At 50.9% G+C, this 13,858-nt stretch carries 23 protein-coding genes; 4 read left to right on the top strand and 19 right to left on the bottom strand.

The annotated features are described in order from the left end of the window. Positions 1-94: 94 nt before the first annotated feature. A complete protein-coding gene (locus DTHIO_RS16785) occupies positions 95-532 on the bottom strand; it encodes a JAB domain-containing protein (RefSeq protein WP_050775230.1) in 438 nt (145 codons plus the stop codon). A 124-nt stretch (positions 533-656) separates the two neighbouring features. Here DTHIO_RS16785 and DTHIO_RS16780 point away from each other — a divergent pair, with 124 nt between their 5' ends. Continuing rightward, entirely contained in the window at positions 657-1,196 is a 540-nt protein-coding gene (locus DTHIO_RS16780; protein ID WP_008871454.1) for a terminase small subunit, read from the top strand. 204 nt (positions 1,197-1,400) lie between these two features. On the opposite strand, the gene DTHIO_RS16775 is transcribed toward DTHIO_RS16780, so the two are convergent. From DTHIO_RS16775 to DTHIO_RS16715, 13 genes are all read right to left on the bottom strand, one after another. Beyond that, the gene (locus DTHIO_RS16775) at positions 1,401-1,589 is read right to left on the bottom strand and encodes a hypothetical protein (protein WP_008871452.1); all 189 of its coding nucleotides are present in this window, start codon (positions 1,587-1,589) and stop codon (positions 1,401-1,403) included. A gap of 81 nt (positions 1,590-1,670) precedes the next feature. Further along, positions 1,671-1,874, bottom strand: a complete 204-nt coding sequence (locus DTHIO_RS16770; RefSeq protein WP_008871451.1) for a hypothetical protein — start codon at positions 1,872-1,874, stop codon at positions 1,671-1,673. Positions 1,875-1,876: 2 nt separating this feature from the next. Further along, entirely contained in the window at positions 1,877-2,086 is a 210-nt protein-coding gene (locus tag DTHIO_RS16765) for a hypothetical protein (RefSeq protein WP_008871450.1), read from the bottom strand. A 399-nt stretch (positions 2,087-2,485) separates the two neighbouring features. Further along, positions 2,486-2,923, bottom strand: coding sequence for a hypothetical protein (locus DTHIO_RS16755; protein WP_008871448.1), 438 nt, complete (start codon positions 2,921-2,923; stop codon positions 2,486-2,488). Positions 2,924-2,942: 19 nt separating this feature from the next. Continuing rightward, positions 2,943-3,446 (bottom strand): J domain-containing protein, encoded by a 504-nt coding sequence (locus tag DTHIO_RS16750; protein WP_008871447.1) that lies wholly within the window; start codon positions 3,444-3,446, stop codon positions 2,943-2,945. A gap of 73 nt (positions 3,447-3,519) precedes the next feature. After that, on the bottom strand, positions 3,520-3,834 hold the full coding sequence (locus DTHIO_RS16745) for a hypothetical protein (RefSeq protein ID WP_008871446.1): 315 nt from the start codon (positions 3,832-3,834) through the stop codon (positions 3,520-3,522). A 70-nt stretch (positions 3,835-3,904) separates the two neighbouring features. Then, a complete protein-coding gene (locus DTHIO_RS16740; RefSeq protein WP_008871445.1) occupies positions 3,905-4,615 on the bottom strand; it encodes a hypothetical protein in 711 nt (236 codons plus the stop codon). Between the two features lie 30 nt (positions 4,616-4,645). Further along, complete coding sequence (locus DTHIO_RS16735; protein ID WP_008871444.1) at positions 4,646-4,879, bottom strand: hypothetical protein; 234 nt, start codon at positions 4,877-4,879, stop codon at positions 4,646-4,648. A gap of 68 nt (positions 4,880-4,947) precedes the next feature. Further along, complete coding sequence (locus DTHIO_RS21880; RefSeq protein WP_008871443.1) at positions 4,948-5,109, bottom strand: hypothetical protein; 162 nt, start codon at positions 5,107-5,109, stop codon at positions 4,948-4,950. Positions 5,110-5,221: 112 nt separating this feature from the next. Beyond that, entirely contained in the window at positions 5,222-5,686 is a 465-nt protein-coding gene (locus DTHIO_RS16730) for a hypothetical protein (RefSeq protein WP_008871442.1), read from the bottom strand. A gap of 115 nt (positions 5,687-5,801) precedes the next feature. Then, positions 5,802-6,008 (bottom strand): hypothetical protein, encoded by a 207-nt coding sequence (locus DTHIO_RS16725; protein ID WP_008871441.1) that lies wholly within the window; start codon positions 6,006-6,008, stop codon positions 5,802-5,804. A 62-nt stretch (positions 6,009-6,070) separates the two neighbouring features. Next, entirely contained in the window at positions 6,071-6,346 is a 276-nt protein-coding gene (locus DTHIO_RS16720; RefSeq protein WP_008871440.1) for a hypothetical protein, read from the bottom strand. An 89-nt stretch (positions 6,347-6,435) separates the two neighbouring features. Continuing rightward, on the bottom strand, positions 6,436-6,648 hold the full coding sequence (locus tag DTHIO_RS16715) for a hypothetical protein (RefSeq protein WP_008871439.1): 213 nt from the start codon (positions 6,646-6,648) through the stop codon (positions 6,436-6,438). A gap of 418 nt (positions 6,649-7,066) precedes the next feature. Here DTHIO_RS16715 and DTHIO_RS16710 point away from each other — a divergent pair, with 418 nt between their 5' ends. The 3 genes from DTHIO_RS16710 to DTHIO_RS16700 all read left to right on the top strand — a co-directional run bounded on the left by DTHIO_RS16710 (position 7,067) and on the right by DTHIO_RS16700 (position 9,224). Then, a complete protein-coding gene (locus DTHIO_RS16710; RefSeq protein ID WP_040418883.1) occupies positions 7,067-7,801 on the top strand; it encodes a class I SAM-dependent methyltransferase in 735 nt (244 codons plus the stop codon). A 44-nt stretch (positions 7,802-7,845) separates the two neighbouring features. Then, positions 7,846-8,493, top strand: coding sequence for a GNAT family N-acetyltransferase (locus DTHIO_RS16705; RefSeq protein ID WP_008871437.1), 648 nt, complete (start codon positions 7,846-7,848; stop codon positions 8,491-8,493). 287 nt (positions 8,494-8,780) lie between these two features. Beyond that, on the top strand, positions 8,781-9,224 hold the full coding sequence (locus tag DTHIO_RS16700) for a terminase small subunit (RefSeq protein WP_008871436.1): 444 nt from the start codon (positions 8,781-8,783) through the stop codon (positions 9,222-9,224). A gap of 27 nt (positions 9,225-9,251) precedes the next feature. On the opposite strand, the gene DTHIO_RS16695 is transcribed toward DTHIO_RS16700, so the two are convergent. The 5 genes from DTHIO_RS16695 to DTHIO_RS16675 all read right to left on the bottom strand — a co-directional run bounded on the left by DTHIO_RS16695 (position 9,252) and on the right by DTHIO_RS16675 (position 12,951). Further along, positions 9,252-9,512, bottom strand: coding sequence for a hypothetical protein (locus DTHIO_RS16695; RefSeq protein ID WP_008871435.1), 261 nt, complete (start codon positions 9,510-9,512; stop codon positions 9,252-9,254). A 29-nt stretch (positions 9,513-9,541) separates the two neighbouring features. Then, positions 9,542-10,168 carry a hypothetical protein gene (locus tag DTHIO_RS16690; protein ID WP_008871434.1) on the bottom strand — a complete coding sequence of 209 codons (627 nt, stop codon included), beginning with the start codon at positions 10,166-10,168 and terminating at the stop codon, positions 9,542-9,544. Further along, on the bottom strand, positions 10,168-11,133 hold the full coding sequence (locus DTHIO_RS22760) for a DUF3987 domain-containing protein (RefSeq protein ID WP_008871433.1): 966 nt from the start codon (positions 11,131-11,133) through the stop codon (positions 10,168-10,170). Before DTHIO_RS22760 ends, DTHIO_RS16690 begins: the two co-directional genes overlap by 1 nt. Then, a complete protein-coding gene (locus DTHIO_RS22755) occupies positions 11,130-12,632 on the bottom strand; it encodes a bifunctional DNA primase/polymerase (protein ID WP_008871432.1) in 1,503 nt (500 codons plus the stop codon). The genes DTHIO_RS22760 and DTHIO_RS22755 overlap by 4 nt, the downstream gene beginning before the upstream one ends. Positions 12,633-12,762: 130 nt before the next feature. Continuing rightward, the gene (locus DTHIO_RS16675; RefSeq protein ID WP_008871430.1) at positions 12,763-12,951 is read right to left on the bottom strand and encodes a helix-turn-helix transcriptional regulator; all 189 of its coding nucleotides are present in this window, start codon (positions 12,949-12,951) and stop codon (positions 12,763-12,765) included. Between the last annotated feature and the right edge of the window lie 907 nt (positions 12,952-13,858).

Genomic DNA, 13,858 nt, shown 5'->3' with positions numbered 1-13,858 from the left:
GCAAAATCCTCCTGTGGTTTCTGGTTGAACAAAAAAGCCCGGCCAACACGATGCTGACCGGGCACTAAACGCTGTTATGGTTGATAAGGGGGAGCTACAGGTATCCATTCTCCTGGAAGCTGAAATGACCGGAGTCACAGATGATGATATGGTCAAGCACCCGGATTCCCAACTCCATAGCAATGCGTTTGATTTTGCTGGTCAATTCACGGTCCTGTTTGGACGGTTCAGAGGCCCCACCGGGATGATTATGTCCGAGGATGATGCCGGAAGCTTGTTTCAAGATTGCATGCCTGATGATTTCCCTTGGAAACACCGGGATCTGATCAACAGTGCCTTTTGCCACCACTTTTTTGCAGATCATCCTGTTTTTGTTGTCTACGAACAGGACGACAAAATTCTCCGTCTTCTTTTTGCGAAAGGGCAGTAGCTGGATCACAGCGGCTTCAGGACTGGACAGGACATAGTCGGGGCTGGACTCCATTGCATAAAGCTGATCCAGCAATGTTTTTGCCTTTTCTCTTTCCTTCATAAAGACCTCCTTAGTTGAATGTGGAAACAAACAGGTCCGCCTCATGATCGAGACGGGCCTGTGACCGCACTTGCATTGTTTTAATTGTTACTATAGAATGGTTGCAAACTTATGGAGCAAAGCCATGAAAAACGAAAAGACTTCTCCTCCTGTACCGCCCCAGCATCAGGGTCGGATCTCCAACGTGGATGAGCTGCTGCGGGCCATCGAAGCCTACTTTGACAGCTGCGACGATCAAGGCATGTCCTATACCTTGGCCGGTCTGCAGTATTATCTCGGGGTAATCGACAAACAGCTGCTGTGGGGGGAGCAGGTAGGCAAGAGCTCTGAATCAAAAGAGACAGTCGCTCTGTTCAAGGACCCAGAAGTCCGCAGGGCCTTGCAGGTAGCCAGGTTGCGGATACAAGCCCAGAGGGCCACACAGCTCCTGGATGATGAGAAGAATACTCAAGCTCAGATATTTGACCTGAAAGCCAACTTCGCCTGGGTTGATAAGCAGGGCCTGGAAGTCACCAGCCCTGACAACTCTGTAGGTAATAAAGTCGCCGTGGTCCTGCCTGCTAATCCGGGCTCCGTCACAATGGATCAGTGGCAGGAGATGTATAAGCAGGTCATGGCCAACAGGAAGAGCGTTCATGAGCTAAGGGTTGGAGGTGAGGGGTAGCTACTGGTCCGGCTTATTGAATGGGCATTGATTACAAAACTCTTTGTCCCTGCAGCTGGAACAGACCTTTTCCTCGTCCATCTTTGAGGGAAGCCAGTCGAAAATTGCTTCCAGGGTTGTAGTCATAGGTGCGCCTGCGGCCCAGGCAATGCGCCGTAATATACGGCTGTGGTTTTTGGATAATTCAGGTGTGTACCCCACGATTTACCTCCTTTGCTTATTGGCCTTCTTGGCCTGTTTGAACAGTTGTTTGCCCTTTGCTGTGCCGTTCAGGATGTTTTCCTGGGACATGGCGTGGGTGATCTCTCTTTTGGTTTCAAGAGGAAGCTCACTTTTCATGATATCCACAAGTAGTTTGTTGTAGGCATTGTATTTGGCTCTGGAACTGGGCATATTCACCTCCTTTAATCATTCATTTTGGATTTTCTGGTGCAATTCTGTACCAGAAAATAACTGAAAAACCTGCGAATACCCTCATTCGTCCGCATCTTCCCAATATGGGCAGTCTGTAGACACATCCACATCCCGGTCATCCAGCACCGGGACTACCGCATTGCCGAACCTGGGCAGCATCTCGTCCGCCCTCTGGCAGTACTGCGGGTCCCTGAGCAGGACGCCATTGACCATTACGTCAGAGAATTCCTGGTTGTTCAGGCAGTTCCTGCAGGTCTTTGACATAATTACCCCCTTGGTTCTCCGGCAAGGCCGCACCAGCCTACCGGGTGAATGTTTCTGCCTTCAAACTCTCTTGTTTCCCGCCACATCATGCAGTCTTCTGCTGAACACATCTTGGCTTCTGGACCAAACTCAACTTCAGGTGGAGCTGCCAGGAACCCATTTTTTGCAAATGGACATTCTGTACGTCTGGCTTGCTCTCTGCTTCTGTACATACTCTACCTCCTTAATATTTTACCCTGCCCCGAAGGACGCAGGGATGTTTAGAAGCCATTTGCTGCCCAGTCCAAACACCAGTCAGCTACAAAGGCTTTCGAACCCTTTTTGATTCCAGTGGTGGTCGGGTGAAGTGTAAAGCCCTTCCACACTCGGCCGTCAGTCCTGACCATCCAGGACATCACCTGGTCTTTAGAATTCACAAACCGGATAAAGCCTCTGTGGTCTGGACCAGTTACAGTGACCTTGTACTGTCCAGATTCTGTTACAACGTCTGAGAATTTCATCTTCACCTCTGGGTGGTTTTGCCCCGGCATGACCGCCGGGGCGTTAAACTATGCTACGAACCTCTGTTTTGAGCTCACCAACTGGCTATCCAGACCAGGATACCTTTTGCACTACTCGCCTCCTTGTATCTCCACGTATTTGTGGGGTGGATACTTCTCGGCAAGGTCCTGCTCCAGTTCCTTGTTGATCTGCACTTTGCGCTCGTACTGCTTGCGGCAGGTCTCCAGGTCGTAATAATCCTTTTTCCAATCCAGAATCTCCTCTACGAACCCTGGCATGGAGATCTTTTTCTTGAGCTTGGTCCGCAGGCGTTTGTAGCGCATGGAAGCCAGAGATTCGGGCTTTAGAGGTTTGAACTGGGTGAAGGCTTTGGGAGTAAATGTCAGGCGGTAACCGGAAACATCATAGCCCTCAGCCTTGGCCTTCTGGATCAGTTCTTCACCTACACCCAGGCCGGTTTTGCTTGCCACGCTCCAGTAGAGGACCCAGTCCTGGCCTGCAGGCGGCTGGGTATAAGGGTTTGCCCATTGCAGAGATAAAAGCATCATGCCGCATACCTCCTTGTAGTTAGGCATTTAGTCCCTGAAGGGACTGGTTTTTGATGGGACGGGAGCCGTGTACAGTTCTGATCTTGTCCAGGTCCCACTGTCCTCTGCTGCTGGTTTTGGATTCAGGGGGCCTCCAAAACCAGGCCCTCTTTTTGGGTGCGAAAAAGAGCCCTGCGTCTTTGAGTGCCTGGCGGTGTAAGTAAGTATTGCCGGTGACCCAGAGCCAGGTGCCGCAGATCTCGAACAGAAGTTCCGGAAAGTGACCGATCTTGCTGAGGATGCCGGACATCTCTTCGTCCAGGGACATCTCACCCGGATCTTCTGCTGCGTTTTCATGTATGGCCCACTCTCCAAGACTGGATACAAGCAGGTCATAGGCAGCGTTGACGAGCTTCATGAGCTCTTCGCCGTGGGGATTGATGTCCGGGTGATACTTGCGGGCTGCTGCACGGTAGGCCTGCTTCAGTGCCTCCAGAGTGGCTGCATCGGGCTTTAGAACCTGCAGCGCTTCCTGAGTATTCATCTTGTACCTCCTTTGTTGGTGTTTAAACGCAAAAAGGGCCGGGACATTTTCGCCCCGGCCCTTGAACCTGGTTTTATGTGTGCGTGCACCAGCAGTCCTCGAAGTCATGAAAGACCATCACTCCGACCATGAAAGGACCCTCCTGCCTCTCCAAAGGATGCAGGTCCGGGTTGCCGTTTTGCCTGTACCAGGCCAGAGTGAACTCAGGATGGGAGAACCCCTCGGTGTAGCCGGTAATGACCACGTCTGTACTGGGCAGCGCTGCAAGGTTGTGCAGCTTCTCCTGGAACTTACGCCTGGAATTGGGGCTGTGCTCGCAGATAACCCTGGTGATCCCCCTGATGATTTCCTGCTGGGCATAGGGCTGGGTGGTGATCAGTAACGCCATAAAAACCTCCTCTATAGGTATGGAATTTGGACATAAAAAAGCCCGGGTTATGACCGGGAAAAGGGAAGGGTTAGCTATTTCTGGACAGCCAGTGCTGGTAATCCTGTACGAGCTGATTAAGGACTTCTGAGCGGGTGGATATCCGGCTCAGGGACTGATCCCGGATGGTTCTGGTGATGCTGTGATAAAATGAATACAGAGTCAGGCCGTTGAGGGCGACTTCCTCTTTGTAGGCCTCCAGGAACCGGTGGAACCTGCTGGCTGGGAAGGCTTGCTTGCGCATGGCCTCGAAGCTCAAAATGCGCATATGGCGCTGGGACAGAGGGATGTTCTTCAGGTCTAACTGCCATGCCTCCAGACTTTCCAGGCGGTGGACTGTGGTCTCTATGGCCCTGCCGGACATGGCAAAGAGCTCGTCTGTGTCCAGGCCCTTGGTGTGCTTCCGGAATTCGACGAAGTCACCGGCAAAGACCAGGTTAGAGCAGACCATTGTATATGTCCCGGCGGTTATGCCTACGGCAAAGCGCTTAGCAATTGAGTTTCGAAATCCTATCTGCCAGTTTACTCCGTCCCGACCCTGATCCAGACGGTATGAGGCAAACAGGTTACCTCCTCCAGTGGTGAGCTCGAAGCACTTACTCTGGATACCCAGGCCTGCCTCGGATACTGCATGTTCCACAGCATCGATTACCAGGCTGTGATGGACAGGATTCCAGGTGTCGGTGCCCTGGACTTCGGGAACTGCACGGACTTCTTGTTCTGAAACGAAATGTGCCTTCATGATCTTACCTCCTGTTTTGAGATTACTGGGTTAGATGATGGTATTGACAATCTGACTTATTTCCTCATCCAGCATGTAGGCGTACTCGATACCGCCGGTGGGTCCGACGTGAGGCAGGATATTGCGCCTGAGACGCCCGATGGCCCTGTCTGTGGCGTTGAACTGGTTGCAGACAGGCCACTTGTGTGACTCGTCATACTGGCGAAACAGTTTGTTGATTTCGTGAACACTAAGGTCTGAAACATCCCTGCCATACATTTTCATGAAACCTCCTTTTGTTTTGACGTAATAAATCCCGAAGACTTGTGTTCAGCCTTGGGATCATGCGCCGGTTATTGGGCCTGGTTCTGAGCGGGACGGGTAGTTTTGCTGCCCTTGGTACGGACAACAACCCTGGGAGCCATGGTGTTTATGGCACCCGGGCTGGGCAGGGGGTATCCATTTTTGGGCCTGCGGTAAAAACTGCGATTGAATTCAAGAGACACTCTGTTCATGGGGAAACCTCCTTTTATGGTGTTGAACGTAAAAAGGCCGGGACAGTGCTTGAGTGCAGCTGTGCCCGGCCTTACAAAGTTGACCTTGTTAGTAGGTTTTTAGGTTAAATTTTTAGATGAAGGGCTCACCGAAGTCCCGCTGGTCTTCGTGCTGCCTCTGCAGCTTATTCAGGACGCCTTCAAAGCCAAAACCATCGTCTACCCAGGGCTCACGCTTGATGATCTTGACCTGCTCCCGGATATTGATGTTTACGGAAAACCTGGTCCGCCCGGTGTACCTGCAATCGTATTCAGCAAGTTCGCCGCCAACAATTTTGATCTCAGCGGTGTGCGGATCGTCCATGAATGCCCGCTTGGCCTTGAGAGCTTCACCGGCCCAGAAGTTAATCCGGATTTTCCTTGGGCGACCATTGCCGTTACCGTTGCCGTTGCCACCATTAGACCCATTGCCATTTTCAGGGGTTAGGTGCAGGGTGTAGCGAGTATCAATCCACTTGCCATCACCGCGGACGTAGCCTGGTACATACTCGTGTTCAGCGGGTGCATTGGTTACGCCTTCAAGATTGACTTGCCTCATGGTAAAACCTCCATTTTGTTTTGCCCGGTGCCGGGCATTAGACGTAAAAAAACCGCTTCCAGCACCATGCTGACAGCGGCTACACTCGATAACTTCCAAGCTTAAAGGTTAAAAATCAGCAGCACTCTTGCGGGCCACCTCCTGGATCTTTGTCCTTGCTGGTAATAAGCCTGCCCAGCTGGGGGCAGCGTATGGCCAGAGGCAATTGACTCTGATCCACATAGGGGTTGTCGGAAGGTTGCTCCTGGCAGTCCTGCTTAGCCCGCAGATCCTTTTCCTGGGGCTGGTAAAGCTCAACAACCTTGGCGAAATCCTTGGGCATAGTGACCTCCTTTGGGTTTACGTGATAATCAGCCGGCTTCGATATTGGAAGCCGTGCCGGTATTAAACTGAGCAGCGATCTTCCCAGCCTTCGGCCCACGGACCATCTTCTTCACCCGGCCCGTCTTCAAAGGCCTCCCAGACGCTTACACCGCCCTCACCTTCCTGCTCCAGGATAACCAGAGATCCATTGGCCAGGGCCTCCTCGCCAGCGTAGGCTATGGCTGCCCTCCTTGCGTCTTTGCGGGATGCAAAAGGAAGTTCGCTGATAGCTCCAGCGCTCTTGGCCTGGAGCAGGCCTGGGCCGACTGTGTCCAGCTTTGCAATGAAATAGACCATGCTACACCTCCATAAGTTAAAGATTGTCTGAGCATAAGCGCTCATCTCCAGCCACAAACCTGAGCTTATGGCTGGAGGGAGGGCTTAGTTTAGAAGGGATGGTGAGCCTCCCGGCTCCATTCCATCTGTGCGTCCAGCAGTCGCTGCATCCAGTACTCTGTCTCCATTTCCGGAGACAGGTCGTGCAGTTCCCCGCAACTACAGAGAGCTGCAACAGCCTGACCTTCAACGTACTCATTGAATTCGACCAGGCTTGCGACGTCGTTGACCCTACCGCACTCAGGACAAGTAGTAGTAGCCATGCCGTACCTCCTATGGTTGAGTGTTTACGATACTTGAACCCCCGGGTGGTACCCCGAATGATGGGTAGAAGGAGTCCCGTTTCCTTTATAATTGAGGTCAACTCCCCCAACACATGGGCATAATTTCCAGCTCACAGGAAAAACCGAATCTGTCAGAAAATCATCAATTATTTCGAATATATATTATTTTTTTGGAAAAATTTGCTTACTTTAGTTTATACTAAAGTAGCAATAATATAGGTTTTGGTGTGAAAAAATATCGTTATTTTAATATGATAAGAGGGGTGGACATAAAAAGGGGAAATAAGGCAGAGGGGCATGAGGATAAACAGTTAGTCTACAAACTTGCGACTGCAAAAATGACTTTTTGCAGTCGCACCATTGATCGTCTTTGAGTATGGAGAAAAAGCACAAAGACATGACCAAAACAGTCATCAGCCAAGCTGATTTTTCAAGGTATGCCCGGCAATACGAGAACCTGTTGCGTTACAAGCCTAGTTATCATGAGGTCCTGCAGCAGGCCTTAGGGGCGATTACCAGACGGCTTGCGCCGGACGGAGAGCATCGCATCGGTGATTTCGGGGCCGGGACAGGCAGCCTGACCCGGATGCTGGCCGGGGCGTTTCCCAAGTCAACGATCCAGGCAGTGGACTTCAATGCCTCGTTTGTATGCATGCTTGAACAGGAAGCTAAAGAATTCCGCAATATCCAGGTGATCCAGGGTGATGTGGAAAAAAAGTCTTTTCCTGACAACCATTTCGACGCCATTGCCATGATTCATGTCCTGCGCTTGACGGACAACGCCCATAAGGGGTTGGCCATTCAGTCGGCTTATGACCAACTCAAGCAAGGTGGGTATCTGGTTATCGCTGACATCGGTAGAAAATTAAACCAGAAACGTCATGGTTGGGAAATATTGCAGACCGCAAGGCGGGAGATCGGCTTTCTTGGAACCGCGTACCTTTTCCTGCGGACACTGAATGCCATCAGGTTCAACGTCAAATGCTCCCGCCTGGAACGGACCAGGCCAGAGAACATGCTCCATACGCTGGATGAATTCTGCAAGAAGATAGAGTCCGTTGGATTCACCATTCTGGAGGCCAGGGATGATCTATACTTGGGCGACGACGATTTTGTGGTGGCTAAGAAATAGCCTCTGACCGATGTGGATGTCTGTCTCTCAATGAAGGGGGGCGTATGGGATGCGAGATCAGGATTGCGCGGACCGACTCTGAAAAGGAGCGGATCTTCAGGTTTAGGTACAAGGTATACATAGAGGAGATGAACAGGCCGGCTCACGCGGACCACGATAAGAGAATGATCACCGACTGGCTGGATGATACGGGCACGCTGATCTATGCGGTGGATAACGGCACCGTGGTGGGCACGGTGCGAGTGAACCTGAAACGCCATGGGGATATCGAGTTCGAGAACGAGTATGACGTGCGCATGTTCAACCCGTACTACCCGAAGCGGTTGTCCTCCACCACCAAGTTCATGGTGGACCCAAAATACCGCGGAGGCACAATCATGAACCGACTAATCCAGTATTTGTATGCTTATGGGTTGGAAAACGGGATCTACTTCGACTTCATCAACGTCAACGAGCCGTTGTTTAAATTCTACTCCAGATTGGGTTATCGGAGCTACAAGGACAATTTCCACCATCCCGAGTTCGGGGAGGTGGTTCCTATGGTTTTGGCTATGAATGACCGACATTACCTGGAAACGGTCAAGTCGCCACTGGCCAGGTTCGCGGCAAAATACGCTGCCAGCGACCGGGCCGGTGAGGACGTGAGGTTCTTCTACCGGGAAATATTGGGCACGGACATTCCGGGTTACTGAAAAGGTTTCATTGTAGACGGAATCCATCAAGGAGCAAGCATGGGTCTATATTTCTGAAGTAGTCCAGCCCCCTGATTTTTGAAGACTACCGCCTTCCCTCAGGGTTCACGCTCCGGGTCAGGCACAGTACCTGACCCTTCCAAGGCCATCGCCTTTAGGCTTCCCCATATTCATCTTTTTCCACTGCAATTTGACAATTTTGTAAACAACTGCCAATATATCTTGATGCAGTGCACAATCAGTGTGCGTCTTTTTGGATTTAGTAACATACAGGGTGGTGATATATTATGCGCAGAAGAAAACCAGGCAGGCCCAGGCTGTATAGCAATGCACCCCAAATGCAGGAGAGAATAAATTCCTATTTTGATGCATGCCATGAGTGGGAAGAAATTCCTACAGTGAGTGGACTGTGCTTGCACCTCGGCTTTACTGATCCATCAGCGTTGAAATACTACGCCACTGCATCCAAGGCCCATGCACATTTTTCCAAAGCGATACGCAGGGCCTTGATGAAGATTGAAGCCTGTAAAGCTCAAGCCCTGGTGGACGGGGAGCTGGAGCCTGGGCGATTGAGGGGGTTGATGTTTGATCTGCGGGTGAATCATGATTGGAGGGAGAAGGTGTCAGTCAAGGCGGAGGAGCCGGGGAACGCTGGTTGCGGCGTGGCCGTGATTGGCTGGGAAAAATTTAATGAGAACTGGCAGGAAAGGATGTTAAAGGGGAAGGCCTGATTAAAAGCCCTCCCCTTTTATGGATGCTCAGGTAGACCGAGCTTCCTTGCGCTGCCGGGCCAGTTCCTTCATGTGGCCCTGAAACCAGTTGGCCCACTTCTTTCGGCCCTGAAACTCCGGAGTGGCCTCAATCGCCTTAATCTTGTCCAAATCATACAGCTTCTGAGGTGCCCAGGCCGGATTGATGGGGTTATCTGCTTCAGAATCGTGCTCGGGCTTGAAGTCTGCAATCAGCTTGATTGTCCAGCCTCTGCGTTTTAGCTGGGCAAGGTTGATGTAATCTTTCATTTTTTTCTCCTTATAACGATATTTCTGGTTCATATATACGGCCTCTTGGCCTGAGTCACTGTCCTGCCGGTTTTTTCAGTCCAGCTCCAGCGGATTGCACCGTCTGGGTCAATTTTGACCTTCACGTCCGGGCGGACCCAGTTATCACACCATGCTGGACCCCAATTTCCGAGAGGATATTTGAAACGCCCCACCCGGAAAAGCATACGCGGGGTCCATCCATAAGTCTTAAGCTCGGGCAGTCTGGGCAAGATCCATGGCCGGGATGCTTTTTGAGACCTCATCATCTCTGGGGTGATCTTCTTTTTCACCTCTTTATGGGGTGCAGCTGGGTCAGACCTGGTGGATTTAGAAATGGCCAGCTCAGGCATTTTCCTGAACATCTCTTCAAGCTCCCCTGCCAGTTGCCATCTTTTCTGATCATGGTCAGGACCGGCAAGGGGAGGATCGAAGACCAGGGTTATTTTTCCAGAACGCCGGCTTATATGAGCCCCTGTTAAATGAAGGAGTTCATTAAAGCGGGCCTGCTGTAATTCTTGGCGGTTCTTCCTGGCCCATTCTACGACCTCGTTTTTGGTCTTCGGGTGCAGTTCATTGAGACCAAAAAGCCTGAGCTGGCCTTGTACAAACCTGGTAGTAACTCCATCGGGCAACATCAGATCGGCACCCCCTCATCATCTTCATGGCATGACGGGTATGACGGTGCACTCTCCGAAGTGTCATACTCATAAGCCCCGTCAATACTAGGTTCTGACACATATGACAGATATGACGGTTCTTTTTCAGGAACAAAGGAGCTAAGCCTCTTGATGTCCTCTGGGGTGATTATAAAGCCCCTGGCATGAGACTTGGCTTTGTTTTCAAGCTGCAACCCTTTGCATGCTCTTCCCACCTGTTCCGCAGTTAAATGGTACCTGTGGTCTAATCCGTCATTGACCAATTCGGTTATACGGCCAGTAGGCAGCCAGGAGTTTGTAATCTCCCCTTCCAGGGCAAAAATGGCCTGTGCAACACGTACGTCCTGCCCTGAAGGAGTTGCTGCTTTATCCATCAGCATCTTCCATGTAGCCTGGGTGTGTGTTCTTATCCAGTCCATCAGCTTCAAGGCCTTAACCATGGTATCATTGCTGATCTTCATCATTTCGTCTTGCTCGTTCATAACTGCATCAATGCAGTGCAGGATCAAGCATACTCTTAATCCTTGTGCTCTTATCTTGTTCAGCAGACTGCCCTCTCCATCGTTTTCAGCGAACCATGCTTCGTAAGCCAGCTTGTCATGCCAGCTTATGAACGTCTGCTTGGCTTCAGCACTGACCTGAATGTATTGAGTAGTTTCATGGAAGCTAAAGGAGTCCAGCCCATTTACAAGCTTCTTAAGAGTTTCCTGGGTGGCCATAGATTCTTCTTCTTCTGAAAAAGTTGCCGGCACCCTCTGGATAGCCTGAATGAACATAAACCGGCCAAGGAAGCCGCTGTCGATGTCTTTATTGTTAAACAGGTCTTTGGCGATGGCTGGCTGAATTCCTCCATAAAGGCTGACACACGGTTCTGGGATGAAGTTGCTGCGGTCCGAGGTTGCTCTGCTAATTTTCCACGGCTTGCTGCCATCATAAGCAGTCATAAGCCTGGTTTTCGTGGCACCCTTTTCTCCTGAGTATTTTCAAGGTCCATGAGCATGCCTGCAAGTTCGTCCCGGTATAGAAGTACACCTCTTGGGTTTGCCGACAAGCTGTCCGCTGCAGCTTCTATGGTCCAGTCATCAAGGACCAAGTCTATCCTGACAGGGGGCTCAGGCTTGGGCTCAGGAGGAGCATCCTTTTTTCTGCTTCTCCATTCCTGGAGTGCAAGCTCATAAGCTTCCATCTCACGTTGATACTGCTCCTGGTACCGCTTCTCCTTCTCATAGATTGGCTTGAAGATGGAATTGATGGCTGGGGATTTGCCACAGCTGGATCTCCCCACAAGGCCAATATAGAGATTGCCTCTTTCAGACCAGCCGGCCTTGATGGTTATTCCACGGGATCTACCTACCAGACCTGAGGCAAGAGCCAGGATGCCGGATACGCATACTTCGATAGGGGGCTTTTTGGTCTCAGCTATGTTCTCCATGGCCTTTCTGATGTCATAATAAAAGACATCCAGAGGAGGCGGGGGAAGGGTAAGGGTAGTTCTATCCTCAGTGATACCGTCATTACCGTCATTACCGTCACGAAGTGCACCAGTGCTGGACTCCCTGGATGACGGTAGGTTGTTGCCTCTGTCATATCCGTCATTGGATATGCTTCTGGGGTTCTGTTTCCCTGCCTCAATGCCACTTTGAATAGTCTTTTCAACCTCTCTGTGCTCAAGGCCGTTTTCGAGAGCCGCATTTGACAGAGCAGTCAGGACATCATTTTCTGAAAGTCCATTACCGGCTACAAGCTGGCCTAAGGCAAAAGCGGCCTTGTTCAGCGTATCGTTGCGCGTACCCTCTGAAGCAGTTGACACTCTTTCCACTTCTCTTTCCAGAGCAGCACGACCATAGGCTGTACCCTGGAATGTTGCAGCGTTAGTATCCTGGAGAGCGGTTTTTGGCCTCCTTGGATTGAGGGCTAATTCAGATAACCAGTCCGGGGCAGCCGCCGGGCTTAGCTCGTTGATCCACTGATATACACCCCCAGAGGGGTGCCCGGATGGCGGTAGAATGATGTATCCACCGTCCCCGCGTACATCTATATCCGGTCCGATCTTGCTGGTGCTGTTGCGTACTTGGCATCCATTCCAAGAAAAAAGGAACTGCTTGCCACCACTGCCTGTTTGCTGTGTTCTTGTAGGCGGCAGAGGACCGTAGGTATCTATTAGCTGCTCCAGGGTATCAGGACCATCCGGCAAATCTTCATCCAACGCCCAGACCCCGCTGGCAGGTCCAGTGGGCGTTCCTATTTGCGCATCGGGGTTGCGGGTCCACCACTTTCTTATAATGGCCTCATCCGTGGTGGCGTCTTTGTGACCATGATCAGTGATGGGTTTCTTATTCCTGCAGGGGAAGACCGGAAAGCCAGTCTCTGCATAAACTAGAGCCGCAGACATCATATCCTGTTCCATACCTGAAACGTCAGGGAGGTGTGCTAAATTTAACATATGAAACCTCCTGCTAATACTACGGCGGTCATGCCGGCAGGGTTGTAAAGCCAGTTTTTTATAACTAGGCCAGTTTGCAGGAAATATACTTGACACCCTTGCAGTACGGTGATTTTATTTATGCAGTACTTCATATCTGCCATCCTTTATTAATCAAGTCGTCGATATCTGATTCCTTCCAGCAGGTCGTCCTTGGACCGAGCTTGATGGGCTTGGGGAAACGTCCCTTTTTTACTCCATCCCACCAGGTCGACTTGCTGACCGGAATCCTGTCCAAGACATCTCTTAAGCGTAATAGTTTTTCAGTTTGATTATCCATCACGGTGACCCTCCTGGCGGTTGGTGACAAATGCCTCTTCAGGGTCCATCTTGAGATGTCTGCAAAGGGCTTCTACCTTCCGGCACCCAGGTTCCGGCCTCTCTATTCCGCATGTAATACGGTACACTTGGCTCGGGGTCAGTCCTGACTCCCATGCGAGTCTGTGCAGAGGCACGCCGGATTCCTTAAGTTCATTGATAAATTTTGGATTCAACATAACTTCACCTCTTTTTGTTTTTCTTTTTTTGTCTTCTAAAGATATAGAGGTGATTTTTACTGTCACCTTAGTGACACTTTTTGTCACAAAGCCCAGCTGAAAGAAGCTAGGGTCGCCCCGACCGAAGGGAAGACAATCCGACCCGCAAGGGCTTGCTGGTAACAGAAGGTCTGAAGGAAGCGATAGGATGTGAAGTGGCCGGAGCGTAAGTGAACCTGATGCGGCAGGGCAGGCGGGTGATCTTTTAAAATGTTATAAATCCGGATATTCGGTGAGACCTGTGTGTGATTGGGGTCGATAAACCTCACAGGGGTCCGGACAATGGACCGGAGAAGCCCTGTATCGTCCTGAGAGGGTAAGATCCGTACAAAGGGAGACCCAAGGCGGGTCTTAAGCGGTGCAGGTGGCAAATGATTCCATAGCAGTGATGAAGTCCGGCCGAGGAAAACTGGTAACAGACTGGAGGGAAAAAATCGGGATGACTTCATACCTGGCTCGTATGGGTCTTCGGAGAAGTTAAAAGCGCCGGAGGCTGCGAGGGGGAAGTGTGTGTGAAGTGATTCAGTAAATATACTGTGCTGTATATGGAACACGAAGCCGCTGGCAGGAGGGACTCTTTCTGCCGGATGATCGTAACAGGGATTTTGACAGATAAGTCCGTTCACTGGAGTAAGGCAGACTTGAAGAGGT

This window comes from Desulfonatronospira thiodismutans ASO3-1, assembly GCF_000174435.1.
GTDB lineage: Bacteria > Desulfobacterota > Desulfovibrionia > Desulfovibrionales > Desulfonatronovibrionaceae > Desulfonatronospira > Desulfonatronospira thiodismutans.
The sequence above is the reverse complement of the archived record's forward strand: the minus strand, read 5'-3'. Positions and strand labels throughout refer to the sequence as shown.

Coding starts and splice junctions, on each gene's coding strand:
- DTHIO_RS16720 (WP_008871440.1), bottom strand. CDS start 6,346: ATGGTCTATTTCATTGCAAAGCTGGACACAGTCGGCCCAGGCCTGCTC.
- DTHIO_RS16725 (WP_008871441.1), bottom strand. CDS start 6,008: ATGCCCAAGGATTTCGCCAAGGTTGTTGAGCTTTACCAGCCCCAGGAA.
- DTHIO_RS16755 (WP_008871448.1), bottom strand. CDS start 2,923: ATGATGCTTTTATCTCTGCAATGGGCAAACCCTTATACCCAGCCGCCT.
- DTHIO_RS16750 (WP_008871447.1), bottom strand. CDS start 3,446: ATGAATACTCAGGAAGCGCTGCAGGTTCTAAAGCCCGATGCAGCCACT.
- DTHIO_RS16690 (WP_008871434.1), bottom strand. CDS start 10,168: ATGTTGCCCGATGGAGTTACTACCAGGTTTGTACAAGGCCAGCTCAGG.
- DTHIO_RS16785 (WP_050775230.1), bottom strand. CDS start 532: ATGAAGGAAAGAGAAAAGGCAAAAACATTGCTGGATCAGCTTTATGCA.
- DTHIO_RS16700 (WP_008871436.1), top strand. CDS start 8,781: ATGCGCAGAAGAAAACCAGGCAGGCCCAGGCTGTATAGCAATGCACCC.
- DTHIO_RS16710 (WP_040418883.1), top strand. CDS start 7,067: ATGACCAAAACAGTCATCAGCCAAGCTGATTTTTCAAGGTATGCCCGG.
- DTHIO_RS16675 (WP_008871430.1), bottom strand. CDS start 12,951: ATGGATAATCAAACTGAAAAACTATTACGCTTAAGAGATGTCTTGGAC.
- DTHIO_RS16735 (WP_008871444.1), bottom strand. CDS start 4,879: ATGAAAATGTATGGCAGGGATGTTTCAGACCTTAGTGTTCACGAAATC.
- DTHIO_RS16730 (WP_008871442.1), bottom strand. CDS start 5,686: ATGAGGCAAGTCAATCTTGAAGGCGTAACCAATGCACCCGCTGAACAC.
- DTHIO_RS16715 (WP_008871439.1), bottom strand. CDS start 6,648: ATGGCTACTACTACTTGTCCTGAGTGCGGTAGGGTCAACGACGTCGCA.
- DTHIO_RS22755 (WP_008871432.1), bottom strand. CDS start 12,632: ATGTTAAATTTAGCACACCTCCCTGACGTTTCAGGTATGGAACAGGAT.
- DTHIO_RS16775 (WP_008871452.1), bottom strand. CDS start 1,589: ATGCCCAGTTCCAGAGCCAAATACAATGCCTACAACAAACTACTTGTG.
- DTHIO_RS16695 (WP_008871435.1), bottom strand. CDS start 9,512: ATGAAAGATTACATCAACCTTGCCCAGCTAAAACGCAGAGGCTGGACA.
- DTHIO_RS22760 (WP_008871433.1), bottom strand. CDS start 11,133: ATGACTGCTTATGATGGCAGCAAGCCGTGGAAAATTAGCAGAGCAACC.
- DTHIO_RS16705 (WP_008871437.1), top strand. CDS start 7,846: ATGGGATGCGAGATCAGGATTGCGCGGACCGACTCTGAAAAGGAGCGG.
- DTHIO_RS16765 (WP_008871450.1), bottom strand. CDS start 2,086: ATGTACAGAAGCAGAGAGCAAGCCAGACGTACAGAATGTCCATTTGCA.
- DTHIO_RS16770 (WP_008871451.1), bottom strand. CDS start 1,874: ATGTCAAAGACCTGCAGGAACTGCCTGAACAACCAGGAATTCTCTGAC.
- DTHIO_RS21880 (WP_008871443.1), bottom strand. CDS start 5,109: ATGAACAGAGTGTCTCTTGAATTCAATCGCAGTTTTTACCGCAGGCCC.
- DTHIO_RS16745 (WP_008871446.1), bottom strand. CDS start 3,834: ATGGCGTTACTGATCACCACCCAGCCCTATGCCCAGCAGGAAATCATC.
- DTHIO_RS16780 (WP_008871454.1), top strand. CDS start 657: ATGAAAAACGAAAAGACTTCTCCTCCTGTACCGCCCCAGCATCAGGGT.
- DTHIO_RS16740 (WP_008871445.1), bottom strand. CDS start 4,615: ATGAAGGCACATTTCGTTTCAGAACAAGAAGTCCGTGCAGTTCCCGAA.